Origin of the sequence: Asanoa sp. NPDC049573, from assembly GCF_040676615.1 — a bacterium.
In the GTDB taxonomy this organism is placed as follows: Bacteria; Actinomycetota; Actinomycetes; order Mycobacteriales; family Micromonosporaceae; genus Asanoa.
Genome location: NZ_JBFAPI010000008.1, coordinates 200,990 through 213,301 on the forward strand (window position 1 = coordinate 200,990; position 12,312 = coordinate 213,301).

Consider the following 12,312-nt stretch of genomic DNA (forward strand, 5'->3'; position numbering starts at 1 on the left):
GATGCAGGCTATGCCGAGGGTGGCTGAATCGGTCGCGGACGGTTCTCCCATTTGGCCGACAGGGCGATCGCGGTGCGGGTCGATGCGACACCGGGCGTCCGGTTCAGCCGCACGATCAGCCGTTCCAACTCGGCGATCGTGCCGACCCGGACGGTCAGCAGGAACGACTCGACGCCGGCCATGAAGTAACAGGATTCGATTTCCGGCAGCGCCCGAAGCTGTTCGAGAAGGTCGTCGGCATCGGTGGTCGACTCCTCGACGACACCGATCAGCGCGGTCACGCCGAGACCGATCGCCTCCTGGTCGACCTCGGCCCGATAGCCACGGACCACACCGGACGATTCGAGCTTTCCCACCCGCTCGTGCACCGCCGGCGCGGACAGACCGACCTGCCGGGCGAGTTCAGCGAAGGACAGCCGTGCGTTGGTACGCAACAACTCCACGAGGCGCAGGTCGATGGCATCCACGGCCTGTAGACCCTAACCGGGGCCGGGAGTGGACGATTCGCCGGTCCGCGTGAAACATGGTCAAAGGAGAGTACGGCTCGCAATTTTACCGGGGATCTGCCCACACAGTGCGTTTTCCCCGATTCCAGGACAGTGCACTCGCACGGTGCTCTAATGGCCGTACGTCCCTATGAAAGCCTCTCGCGCACTGCCGGGGCGCACATCTGAGACCAGTTCGAGAGGCTTTCGCTGACGCGAGGAGGGGACCGTGGACACTGGAGATCGTCTGCTGACGCCGGGCGAGGTGGCTGCGCTCTTCCGGGTCGACCCCAAGACCGTGACGCGATGGGCGGCAGCGGGTCGGATCGGTAGCATCCGGACACCAGGTGGGCACCGACGTTTCCGCGAGTCTGAGGTCCGCGCCCTGCTCGAGGGCGAAGGCGTGCTGGACGACCTCGACGGTGGCGACGCCAACCGTCCACGCAACAACGGGCCGACCCAGAGCGGCAACCACGGGCCGACGAACGCGGGTCTGCACTAACCTCACTCGTCTGCCGGGGGGCCGCTGAGCGGGCCCCCGCCCGCACCGATTCCACCGACCCAGCGTGGCGAGAGATCGTGCGTGACACCGATCGCGTCGAGGATCTTGCCGGCGACGAAGTCGACCAACTGGGCCGCGGTCGCCGCGGCGCCGGCACCGTAGAAGCCCGGACTCGCCGGCAGCACCACCGCACCGGCGGCGTCGAGTTCCAGTAGATGCTGGAGGTGGCTGCGGGTCACCGGGGTCTCCCGGGGCACGAGCACGGTCGGGCGGCGCTCCTTCAGGTTGACCTCGGCGGCGCGCTGCAACAGGTCTTTCGACAGGCCCAGGGCGATCCCGGCGCAGGCGGCGGTGCTGGCCGGCACCACGACCATGCCGCGGGCCGGGTAGGAGCCGCTGCTCGGCCCGGCGGCAAGGTCACCGGCCGGCCAGAAGACCAGGTCGGCTTTCGCGAGATCGCGGCCGAGCCAGCGCGCCAGGTCGTCCTTCCAGTGCCCGTCGCGCAGCGGCGACCCGGTCTCATCGAGGATCGTCAGCCGTGCGGCCCGGGAAACCACGAGATCAACCGACTCGCCGGCATCGAGCAAGCCCCGCAGCACCGAAGCCGCATATGGCGTACCAGATGCTCCCGAGACTCCAACCACCCACGGCGTTCGCATACGGTCAAGCCTATGAGCCGGGACTGCCCGCCCAGCCAGCGCACACGCGAGGCCGCTGGATGGTGACGCCGGGCCTGTTCTGCCCCATCCCACCGCGCATCTCCCCACATGCCGACGACACCCAGGATTGGCTGACCGGCTGGCTCGTCGAGCGTGGTGTCCCCGCCGGCACGGCCTCGCTGTTGCGGGGCAGCGGCTTCGCCCGCTACGCCAGCCGCCTCTACCCCGACGCGAGCGAGGCCGACCTGCGCCTGCTGACCGCGCTGTTCACCTGGTTCTTCCTGCTCGACGACACGGTCGACAGCAGCGCCAGCCCGCCGCTCTCGCAGGTCCGGGCGACGGTCGACGGGGTCTACGCCACGATCGACAGCGACGGCCGCGAGCCGGCGCCGGGTTTGAGCCCGCCGATGCGCGCGATGCTGCTCGACTCGTGGCGGGCGATCACCGGCGGGCTGTCGGAGATGTCGGTCGACCGCATCAACGACGCGCTCCGCCACCATCTCGACGGGATCCTGGTCGAGGCCAGCAACAAGTGGGTCGGCCGCAAGCCCGGGATCGTCGAATACATCCAGCTTCGGCGGGCGACCTCGGCCGCTTACGTGTCCTACGCCTTGATCGAGTTCGCCGGCGGGGGCCGGATGCGCATCCCGGAAGCGGTCTATCACCACCCGGTCCTGCGCGAGATCAGCGCGGCCGGCAACGACCTCCTGTCCTGGTTCAACGACCTGCTCTCGCTGGAGCGCGACGAAAACACCGCCGCGGGCCACAACCTGGTGCTGGCCACGGCACGGGAGCGCGGCCTGTCCCGCGATCGCGCGATCCACGAGGTGATCGGGCGCTGGCAGGACAGGATGACCCATTTCGTCGAGTTGCGCGCGGCCGTGCCGGCATTCGGCGCCCGCATCGACGCGGCCGTCCGCCGCTACGTCGAGGGCGTGGCCGACTCCGTCCGCGGCACGATCGACTGGTCCCTGGAGTCACCGCGCTACCCCATGCCCGACGTGGTCGAGTCCTGGGTAGCTGGCCGCACCGCCTGAGCGGTGTCTCGTTGTCTCGATAATCGAGACAAATATTGGGTATGATGTCTCGATGACCGGGACAACAGGACACCCGCCTCCCATTTACACACCGCCGCCACTGACCTCCGAGGATCTCGCCGTGATGGGAGAGATCCACAACATGCGCCGGGAACTGGCGATCTCGCTGCGCGTGCCGAGGCGATGGAACGGCGGGCTGCGCCGCACCATGCTCGCCCGCGCGATCCGCGGATCAAACAGCATCGAGGGCTACCTGGTGGAGGAGGATGACGCCGCCGCCGCCCTCGATGACGAAGCGCCACTATCGGCCGACGAGCGCACCTTCGCGGAAATCCGCGGCTACCGGCAGGCGCTTGGCTACGTGCTCCAGATGGCTGGTGACTCCCACTTCACCTACGACAGCACCGCGCTGCGCGGGATGCATTTCATGATGCTGCAACATGACTTGAGTAAGAGTCCGGGTCAATACCGGACGGGCACGATCTATGTGCAGGACGAACACACCGGCCGCAACGTTTACGAGGGTCCCGACGCCGCCGAGGTGCCACGACTTGTCGAAGCACTGACCGAGAGTCTCCGGACCGGATTGAGCCAAGATCCGCTAATCCAAGCGGCGATGGCCCACCTGAACCTCGTGATGATCCACCCGTTTCGGGACGGCAACGGGCGCATGTCCCGTGCCCTGCAAACGCTCGTGCTGTCCCGGCAGGCGATCGCGGAGCCGGCATTCTCGAGCATCGAAGAGTGGCTGGGACAAAACACCGAGGATTACTACCGGGTTCTCGCCATCACCGGCCAGGGTTCATGGCAGCCTCGCCCGGACGCGCACCTGTGGGTGGCGTTCAACTTGCGCGCGCACCACATGCAGGCGCAGACAATCCAGCGCCGGCTGGAGGAGGCCATAGCGATCTGGGCGGAACTCGACGAACTGGTCGCACGAACCGCTCTTCCCGATCGTGTGACGGCCCAGCTGTATGACGCCGTCCTGGGCTACCGACTGCGCCGCGCCACCTACGCGCACGCGACGGAAAGTGAAGAACGCACCGCCAGTCGAGATCTGGGCCGACTGGTCGACCTTGGGATTCTCCTGCCACGCGGTGAGGCGCGAGGCCGTCATTACGTCGCCGGGGAAGTCTTGACTGATCTTCGACGCCGGTGCCAGGAGCGTCGTCGCCCACTCATTGATCCATTCCCATGGATGAGGGAGCGCCTTGCGCGAGAGCAGGTCGGCTAGGCTCGTAGTCCCTGGAGGGCGACGAGGTCGAGGAGGGCGAAGACGAACAGCACGATGCCGATCACGCCGTTGGCGGTGAAGAACGCGCGGTTGACCCGGGACATGTCAGACGGCTTGACGATGGCGTGTTCGTAGATCAGCACGGCCGCCGTGACCGCGACCCCGGCCGTCCAGAGCCAGCCCAGGTCCGCCAGCACGCCGAACCAGAGGTAGAAGGCGACCGTCACCACGTGGGTGACCGCCGAGATGATCAGTGCGCCGCGGACCCCGTGCTTGACCGGGACCGAACCGATGCCGATGCGGCGGTCGGCCTCCAGGTCCTGCACCGCGTAGATGCAGTCGAAGCCACCGATCCAGGTGCCGACCGCGACACCGAGCACGAACGCCGGCCAGGACCACGAACCGGTCACGCCCACCCAGGCGCCGACCGGGGCAACCGCCTGCGCCGCGGCCAGGAAGAGCTGCGGATAGTTCGTGAAGCGCTTCGCGTACGAGTAGATCACCAGCAGGAACAGCGCGACCGGCGAGAGCACCAGGCAAAGCGGGTTCAGCGCGGCCGCGGCCGCCTCGAAGACGACCAGCGAGACCGACAAACCGACCCACGCCGTACGCAGCGACACCGCGCCGGTGACGAGTTCGCGCGACGCGGTGCGGGGGTTCTCACCGTCGATCCGCCGGTCGATGATCCGGTTGGCGGCCATCGCGACCGTCCGCGCCGCCACCATCGCCACGGTGATCAGGGCCAGCGTGCCCCACTGCACGCGGCCGCCGTCGAGTCGCATCGCGGCCAGCGCGGCGACGTAGGCGAACGGCAGGGCGAAGATCGAATGCTCGATCACCACCAACCGAAGGAAGGCCTGAACCCGGTTCGGTGCCGGTGCCGCGACGGCGACCATCAGATGCCGTACTCCTTCCACCGCTTGTCGACCAACGCCGTGATCTCCGGCGACATGGTCATCTCGTCCGGCCAACCGCGGGTGTAGCCCTCGGTCGGCAGCTTGCGGGTGGCGTCGACGCCCGCCTTGCCACCCCAGAACTGCTGGTAGGACGCGTGGTCCAGGTGATCGACCGGACCCTGCGTGAGCAGCAGGTCGTGCGCGTAGTCGACGTTGCCGAACGCCCGGAACGCTACCTGCGCGTAGTCGTGCACGTCACAGTCGTCGTCGACGACCACGATCAGCTTGCTGAGCGAGAGCAGGTGGGCGCCCCAGATCGCGTTCATCACCTTCTGCGCGTGCTTCGGGTAACGCTTGTTGATCGAGACGATCACGCAGTTGTGGAACACCCCGGCGGACGGCAGGTCGTAGTCGACGATGTCCGGGATCAGCAGCTTGAGCAGCGGCAGGAAGATCCGCTCGGTGGCCTTGCCGAGCCCGTGGTCCTCCTGCGGCGGCTTCGACGTGATGATCGAGTGGTAGACCGGTTCGCGCTGCATGGTCATGCACTCGACGTGGAGCACCGGGAACGGCTCGACCGGCGTGTAGAAGCCCGTGTGGTCGCCGAACGGGCCCTCCGGCAGCCGCTCGCCCGGCTCGATGTAGCCCTCCAGCACGATCTGCGCCTGCGCCGGCACCTGCAGCGGCACGGTCAGGCAGTCGACCATCTCCACCCGCTCGCCGCGCAGGAACCCGGCGAACAGGTATTCGTCGATGTCGCCGGGCAACGGCGCGCTGGCCGCGTAGCTGACCACCGGGTCGGCCCCGATCGCGATGGCCACCGGCAGCCGCTCGCCGCGCCGCTCGGCCACCGCGTGGTGCGCGGTCGAATCCTTGTGGATCTGCCAGTGCATGCCGAGGGTGTTGTGCGAGTGCTGCTGGAGGCGGTAGAGGCCGAGGTTGCGCTTGCCGGTCTCCGGGTGCTTGGTGTGGGTCAGCCCGAAGTTGTGGAAGATGCCGCCGTCACCGGGCCAGACCTGGAGCCCGGGCAGCCGGTTCAGGTCGACGTCGGCGCCCTTGAAGACCACCTGCTGGCAGGGCGCCGTCTTGACCTTTTTCGGGGGTACGGACTTGAGCTGCATGACCTTGCCGAGCCCGTCGCGGATCCCGGACCAGCCGACCGGCAGATCGGGCTTGACCAGCGCCCCGATCCGGTCGCCGATCTCGTCGAGCGAGTCGACGCCGAGGGCCATCGCCATCCGCCGCTCGGTGCCGAACAGGTTGACCGCCACCGGCATCTCGCCGCGGGTCGGTCGCTCGAACAGCAGCGCCGGCCCGCCGGCTCGGACCGTGCGGGTGACCACCTCGCTGATCTCCAGCGTCGGATCCACCGGCACGCCGACCCGGCGCAGCTCACCGGCGCTTTCCAACGCGGCGATGAAGTCCTTGAGATCCGGGTACGGGAAGGCACGCGCCATAGGTAGCAGTCTCGCCTATGGCGCGTGCCCGGCCGCCGTGGCCCCCGGATCAGAAGGTCAGCCGGTCGGCCGAGCGCGGCAGTCCGGCGGCCGGGCCGATGAAGACCTCACCCCCGATGAAGCCGTCTGGCCAGGCCATCCGTCTGGTCACTGCCCCGGTCAGGTCGACCACCTGGAGCTGCCGGGCCTTGCGGGTGCCATACGTGTCCACCACCAGGTGCCCCTCGTCGGCCCAACCGACGACGATGGCGGGCTCGGCCAGCGCGATCCGTGCGCGAACCGCGCCGGTGTCCGGGTCGACGACGACGATCGACAAGTTCTGGCCGCCGGAGAAGGGCCCGCTGAGGGCCAGTTGGCCGCCCGGTGAGAAGACCGGTCGGGCGCTCAGGTCGGGGTCCGGCATCGCAAGGGTGCGCCGCGCCCGCCCGTCCAGCCCGAAGAACTGGACCCCGCGCGCCGTGTACGCGCTTGCCTCGGTGGGCGAGTCGGCGAGCGTCACCGCGAAGCCGTTGCTGTCCGGTGTCCACGCCATGCCGATGTCGGCGACGGACAGATACGGCAGTTGCACGACCTTGCCGCTCAGGGTCTCCGTGTCGACCAGCACCGCGCCGGACGGTCCGGTGTCCTGCAGGAACCTGAACAGGATCTGCCGACCGTCCGGTGACCACGCGCCGTCGTTGGCGTCGCCCGGGAAACCGGCCACCGGCCCGTCCGGCATCCACCGGACGACGCCGGTCGCCCGGTCCATGATGCCCAGCCGGGTCGGGTGGTCGGCGCTGTTGTCGCCGATGCCGACCAGCACCCGTTCACCGTCGGGCGACGGGATCACGGTCCGGAAGGGAACCCTGCGGTAGGTGCCGGTCTTCTGGTCGAGCAGCATCGAGTAGTTGAACGCCGGGCTGCCGTCCTCGACCTCAACGTCGCGGATGCCGCTGTAGGCCACGACGACCGAGTCGCCGGGCCCACTCGCGACCGGCGCGCCCCGATCGCCGCCGACGGCGAGCCCCGCCGCCAGGACGGCGCAGAGGGCCAGGCCGACGGAAGCGCCCACCTGGGCGCGGCGCCGGCGCCGGGCACCGGCCAACGCTGCCCGCGCCAGCCCCGACGGCGGGCCGCCGTCGTCGGCGAGTTGCTCGAACGTCTGGCGCAGCGCGCCGGTGAGACGGTCGTTCATCGCGGTGCTTCCTCCTTCGCGTGCAGTTCCGGGGCGAGCTGGCGCAGTCGGGCGAGAGCCCGCGCGGCCTGGCTGCGGACGGTCGACTCGGTGCAGCCGAGGATCTCGGCGATCTGCGCGTCGGGCCGGTCCTCGAAATACCGCAGCACCAGCACCGCCCGGTGTTTGGGCGCGAGTTGGCCCAGCGCCTCCCGCAGAGCCAGGTGCAGGTCGACGGTCCGGGTCGGATCGCCCGCCGCCGCGGTGTCCGGCAGCACGTCGGAGCTCACCCCGCGCTGCCGCCGCAGGCTGCGCCACCAGCTGGTCCGCTGGCGGTAGAGCGCGGTGCGCAGGTAGGCCTCGGGTGCGCCGGACCGGATCCGCGGCCAGTGCCGGGCGCCCTTGATGAGCACCGTCTGGAGCAGGTCTTCGGCCTGCTGGCGGTGCCCGGTCAGGGCGAGGGCGGTGCGGAACAGCGCGTGCGACCGGGCCGCGACGAACTCGCTGAACTCCGCCTCGAGATCAGCGTCCATGCTTGTCCCTCATACCCCTGACAACGCCGGGCACCGGGCCGGCTGCTGCTTGCCGAAGCGGGGAAAGTTCAGCGGGGGCCTTCGTACGAGGCCGGGACGCCTTCCGGATGGTCGCCGCGACGTCGTCGGCCCGGGTGTGCCGGCCGCGCCAGTTGGCCAGGTTGGACTTCTGCACGGCCCAGGCGGTGACCGCCTTGCCGTCGCGCGTCTCGATCCGCAGGCCGCCGTAGCCGGTCTTGGCGCCGGCGCGCACCGCGAACACCTCCGCGTAGCCCCGCGCCATCAACCCGCTCACAGTGACCCGGTGCGAGTCACCTTTGATCCCGGCCGTAGCGGCCTGGGCGCCGCTGATTCGGCCGTCGGTGACCGTCACATCGCTGGAGTCCTCGATGACGCCGAACACCGTGGTCCGCTGGCCCGGCCAGACCTCGACGGTCTGGCCCGGCTGGGCCGCGCGCACCGCGCTGCCCGCATCCCGTACCCCCGTCAGGAAAAGATCATCTGAGGTTGGCGAATGCGGGTTGGGATCAGGGAAGGCCGCCGTACGAGTGGAGGCCCGTGAAGAAGATGTTGACGCCGAACAGGTTCATCAGCATCGTCAGGAAGCCGAGCACCGCGATCCAGGTCGCCGTGGTCTTCTTGACGCTTGGCGTCGCCCGGGCGTGCAGATAACCGGCGTAGACGATCCACGAGATGAACGCCCACACCTCCTTGGGGTCCCAACCCCAGTAGCGGCCCCAGGCCGACTCGGCCCAGATCGGGCCGGCGATCAGCGCGCCGAAGGTCCAGATGGGAAACGCGAACGCGTGCAGCCGGAACGAGAGGCGCTCGAGCACGTCGGCGGCCGGGAGGCGGTCGCCGAACGGGAACCCGGCGATCTTGCCCTTGTCGTATGCCGATTTGATCAGGAAGAGCCCGGCCGGCACGAAGCCGATCAGGAAGACGCCCGACGAGATGGCCACCGCGGTCACGTGGATCGCCAGCCAGTAGGAGTCGAGCGCCGGCACCAGCGGGCCGACCGGCACGTAGAGCAGCAGGCCGGCGATGCCGAGCAGGACCACCTGGGTCAGCGCCACGTAGAGGCCCAGGTGACGCAGGGCCGGCCGGCGGACCATCACGACGATCCAGGCCACCGCCGCGACCGAGGTGGCCGCGAGGACGTACTCGTACATGTTGCCCCAGGGCAGCCGGTGGCCGGCCACGCCGCGGAAGATCAGCGAACCGATCTGGGCGGCGGCTGCGAGCACCAGGAAGCCGGCGGCAATCCACCCGGCCAAGGCTCCGCGACCGCGCACGGGCGCGACCGGCTCGGGCGAGCCGATGAACTCGACGACCGGCGGGCCACCGGCACCCACCAGCTCGCGGCCACGCTCACGTTCGGCCACGCGGGCGACCACACCCTTGTCGCCGAAGGCGTACACGGCGGCGTAGCAGATCATCGAGGCCAGGTAGCCGAGCATGGCCACCACCAGCAGGGCGTCCGACAAGGCGGCCATCAGGTCTTCTCTCTCACGGCGGCGACGGTCGAAGCGAACTCCTCGGCGAAGCCGGGGTAGTCGGTGCGCGGTAGGCCACCGGCCTCGAGCAATCTACTACTGGATGTCGGAGACGGGGAAGCCAGCCGGAAGAAGATCCGCCGGCGCTTGCCGAACAGCGAGCCCATCAGACCGACCAGCGCGCACACCGCCGCGATCAGGGCGATGCGCTGGCCGGGGTCGTGCCGCACGGACAGCGTCACGTATTTCTTCGTCCCGACGAACTGGACGGACGAACCGTCATCGAGTGTCCAGGTATCGCCGGGCTTGAGCAGCTTGCCCTCGCCGACCTGCTTGAGCCGGCCCGCGTCGATCTGCCCCTGGTCGAGGTGGTAGACCGAACTCGGGATCCCCGCGTCCAGGCCGAGGTTGCCGCGATAGGCGGTGAGCAGCAGGCCGGGGTTGTTCTCCGCGGGGAACTCCGACCGCAGGAACGGCGCCTGGGCGGGCGCGGTCGGCATGTAGATGCCGTCGAAGCCCATCTGCAGCGAGGAGTCGCGCTTGCCTGTCTTCGGGTCGACGTTGGCGTCCGGGAACGAAATCGCGCCGGAGCCGGTCTGCATCCCGTCCATCGACAGGAACGGACCCTCCTTGGTCTGCGTCTTCCCGAACCGGTCGGTGTAGCGCAGGATCGGCGCGTAGCCGTGGCCGAGCAGGTAGATCGACGCCCCGTCGAGCCGCAGCGGGTCGTTGACCGAGAAGTTCGCGGTGCGGGTCGGCCCGTCGCCCTCGACCGTCACGGTCGCCTTGAACTGCTTGGGCTGCCCGCTGCTCTGGAACGTCGCCTCGAACTGGTCGAGCGTCACGCAGAACGGTGGCAGCTTGCCCTCGTCGACCCGCGGGCCGAGCTTGGACTCGTCGTACTGCTGGAGGCTGTTGCAGAAGCCCGAGTCCGCGCCGGTGACCAGGATCCGGTTGCCGTGCCAGCCGTACCAGGAGCCCAGCGCGACCGCGACCAGCACCGCCATCAGCGCCAAGTGGAAGACCAGGTTGCCGGTCTCCTTGAGGTAGCCCTTCTCCGCCGACACCGTGTCGCCGCGCACGACGACCCGCCAGCGCCGCTTGCGCAGCGCCGCGGCGATGGCCTCGACATCGCCGTCGTGGTCGTCGACCGACGCGTGTTGCGGCAACCGGTCAAGGCGGGCCGGAACATTCGGGGGTACGGACCGGATGGCGCGGAAGTGGTCGCGCAGCCGCGGTATCACGCAGCCGATCAGCGAGGTGAACAGCAGCAGGTAGATCGCGGCGAACCAGGGCGAGCCGAAGACGTTGAACCCGTCGACCTTCGCGATCCACGGCGCCAGCGTCGGGTGCGCCCGGTAGTAGTCCTGGACCTTCTCGATGCCGACGTTCGTCTGCGGGATGATCGAGCCGGGAATCGACGCGACGGCGAGCAGGAAGAGCAACACCAGCGCCGTACGCATGCTGGTGAGCTGTCGCCACGCCGAGCGGCCGAGGCTGACGAGCCAGTTGGCCCAGCCGGGCGGGCGCGGCGGCGGGGCGGCGGCCGGCGCAGGTCGGGTGTCGGTGGCGGTCATCAGATGCCGATGCTTCCCGGGCCGATGCTGCTCTGCAGCCAGATCAGGAAGCTGTTCCAGCCGCCGGTGACCAGGGCCAGGCCCATCAGCATGAGCAGCCCGGCACCGACCCGGGTCACCCACTTGCTGTTGCGCCGGATCGCCTTGAAGAGCCCGAGCAGCCGGGTGAAGAACAACCCGAAGATCACGAACGGGATGCCCAACCCGAGGCAGTACGCGACAGCGAGCACCACCGCCCGGTCGGCCTCGCCGGACGTGCTGGCCAGCAGCAGCACCGAGCCCATCGTCGGGCCGACGCAGGGCACCCAGGACAGCGCGAACACGGCACCGAAGACCGGCGCGGCGAACAGGCCGGCCCTGGGCAGCGCCTGGATCCGGACCTCGCGCTGCAGGCCGGGTACGACGCCGAGGAACGCGAGCGCGAGCACGATGATCAGCGAGCCGACCACGATCTCCAGCAGCCGGCGGTGCTCGACCATCACCCAGCCGACCCGCGACACCAGCACCGCGACCAGCACGAACACCGTGGTGAAACCGACAACGAAGAGCATCGTGCCGGCGAACACCCGGCTCCGCTCGCGAACCTTGCGCTCGAGTTCCGAGCCGGCCAGGCCGGTGACGTAGGACAGGTAGCCGGGCACCAGCGGCAGCACGCACGGCGACAGGAAGCTCACCAGGCCGGCCAGCGCGGCACCGCCGATCGCGAACGCCAGCGGGCCGCTGGTCGCGAGGTCGCCGAACGTGTCGCCCATCAGGATGCCTCGGCCGCGACCCGCTCGACGATGGGTTGCAGTTGCTCCTGGGTGACACCGCGGCGGATCACGTACGCGATGTCACCGGCCCGGTCGACGATGACCGTCGCGGGAATGGAGTTCGGCGGGATCTCGAAGCCCAGCGCCAGCTTGCTCGACGGGTCGAAAACGCTCGGGTAGGCGACCAGTTGGTTGTGGAACGCCAGCGCCGCGTCGCGGCTGTCGCGGATGTTGATGCCCAAAAAGTCGACGCCCTTGGCCTTGGTGGCCTCGTAGGTCTTCTCCAGGTCGTCGATCTCGGCCCGGCACGGCGCGCACCACGAGCCCCAGAAGTTGACCACGAGGACCTTGCCGGCGTCGGACGCCGAGTCGTAGCGGCCGCCCTCGAGCAGGTCGCCGGCGAGGTCCGGAGCGGCCGGCCGGTTGCCGGCGGCACACTCGATGAAGCCCTCGCTCGAGGTCTTGCAGAGGTCTTTCCAGCTGTCGCCGCCGCGCCCGGTCACCGCGTAGACGATCGCGGCGACCGCCACC

Annotated in this window: 14 protein-coding genes; 3 read left to right on the top strand and 11 right to left on the bottom strand. The window is 69.3% G+C overall.

Annotation, left to right across the window (positions count from 1 at the left end; translation table 11 throughout):
• Positions 1-8: 8 nt before the first annotated feature.
• Positions 9-467 (bottom strand): Lrp/AsnC family transcriptional regulator, encoded by a 459-nt coding sequence (locus AB0J74_RS20185; protein ID WP_363449959.1) that lies wholly within the window; start codon positions 465-467, stop codon positions 9-11.
• Between the two features lie 247 nt (positions 468-714).
• Between AB0J74_RS20185 and AB0J74_RS20190 the strand changes: the two genes are divergently transcribed.
• Positions 715-987, top strand: coding sequence for a BldC family transcriptional regulator (locus AB0J74_RS20190; RefSeq protein ID WP_363449961.1), 273 nt, complete (start codon positions 715-717; stop codon positions 985-987).
• Positions 988-989: 2 nt separating this feature from the next.
• Here the strand turns inward: AB0J74_RS20190 and AB0J74_RS20195 are convergent, their stop codons facing one another.
• The gene (locus AB0J74_RS20195) at positions 990-1,646 is read right to left on the bottom strand and encodes a UbiX family flavin prenyltransferase (protein WP_363449963.1); all 657 of its coding nucleotides are present in this window, start codon (positions 1,644-1,646) and stop codon (positions 990-992) included.
• Between the two features lie 59 nt (positions 1,647-1,705).
• On the opposite strand from AB0J74_RS20195, the gene AB0J74_RS20200 reads away from it, so the two are divergent.
• Positions 1,706-2,683 (top strand): terpene synthase, encoded by a 978-nt coding sequence (locus AB0J74_RS20200; protein ID WP_363449965.1) that lies wholly within the window; start codon positions 1,706-1,708, stop codon positions 2,681-2,683.
• 52 nt (positions 2,684-2,735) lie between these two features.
• A complete protein-coding gene (locus AB0J74_RS20205; protein WP_363449967.1) occupies positions 2,736-3,917 on the top strand; it encodes a Fic family protein in 1,182 nt (393 codons plus the stop codon).
• Here AB0J74_RS20205 and mqnP read toward each other — a convergent pair.
• The 9 genes from mqnP to AB0J74_RS20250 all read right to left on the bottom strand — a co-directional run bounded on the left by mqnP (position 3,914) and on the right by AB0J74_RS20250 (position 12,296).
• Positions 3,914-4,813 carry a menaquinone biosynthesis prenyltransferase MqnP gene (mqnP, locus tag AB0J74_RS20210; protein ID WP_363449969.1) on the bottom strand — a complete coding sequence of 300 codons (900 nt, stop codon included), beginning with the start codon at positions 4,811-4,813 and terminating at the stop codon, positions 3,914-3,916. The two genes, AB0J74_RS20205 and mqnP, sit on opposite strands and share 4 nt — an antisense overlap.
• Positions 4,813-6,270 (bottom strand): menaquinone biosynthesis decarboxylase, encoded by a 1,458-nt coding sequence (locus tag AB0J74_RS20215; protein ID WP_363449971.1) that lies wholly within the window; start codon positions 6,268-6,270, stop codon positions 4,813-4,815. The genes mqnP and AB0J74_RS20215 overlap by 1 nt, the downstream gene beginning before the upstream one ends.
• A 49-nt stretch (positions 6,271-6,319) precedes the next feature.
• On the bottom strand, positions 6,320-7,444 hold the full coding sequence (locus AB0J74_RS20220; protein ID WP_363449973.1) for a hypothetical protein: 1,125 nt from the start codon (positions 7,442-7,444) through the stop codon (positions 6,320-6,322).
• Positions 7,441-7,956 (bottom strand): SigE family RNA polymerase sigma factor, encoded by a 516-nt coding sequence (locus tag AB0J74_RS20225; RefSeq protein ID WP_363449975.1) that lies wholly within the window; start codon positions 7,954-7,956, stop codon positions 7,441-7,443. The genes AB0J74_RS20220 and AB0J74_RS20225 overlap by 4 nt, the downstream gene beginning before the upstream one ends.
• A complete protein-coding gene (locus AB0J74_RS20230; protein WP_363449977.1) occupies positions 7,946-8,416 on the bottom strand; it encodes a hypothetical protein in 471 nt (156 codons plus the stop codon). Before AB0J74_RS20230 ends, AB0J74_RS20225 begins: the two co-directional genes overlap by 11 nt.
• A 67-nt stretch (positions 8,417-8,483) precedes the next feature.
• Complete coding sequence (gene ccsB / locus AB0J74_RS20235) at positions 8,484-9,452, bottom strand: c-type cytochrome biogenesis protein CcsB (RefSeq protein WP_363449979.1); 969 nt, start codon at positions 9,450-9,452, stop codon at positions 8,484-8,486.
• On the bottom strand, positions 9,452-11,029 hold the full coding sequence (locus tag AB0J74_RS20240; RefSeq protein WP_363449981.1) for a cytochrome c biogenesis protein ResB: 1,578 nt from the start codon (positions 11,027-11,029) through the stop codon (positions 9,452-9,454). Before AB0J74_RS20240 ends, ccsB begins: the two co-directional genes overlap by 1 nt.
• Positions 11,029-11,781: a cytochrome c biogenesis protein CcdA gene (locus tag AB0J74_RS20245; RefSeq protein WP_363449983.1), complete on the bottom strand. Its 753-nt coding sequence runs from the start codon at positions 11,779-11,781 to the stop codon at positions 11,029-11,031. The genes AB0J74_RS20240 and AB0J74_RS20245 overlap by 1 nt, the downstream gene beginning before the upstream one ends.
• Positions 11,781-12,296, bottom strand: a complete 516-nt coding sequence (locus AB0J74_RS20250) for a TlpA disulfide reductase family protein (RefSeq protein ID WP_363450257.1) — start codon at positions 12,294-12,296, stop codon at positions 11,781-11,783. Before AB0J74_RS20250 ends, AB0J74_RS20245 begins: the two co-directional genes overlap by 1 nt.
• Between the last annotated feature and the right edge of the window lie 16 nt (positions 12,297-12,312).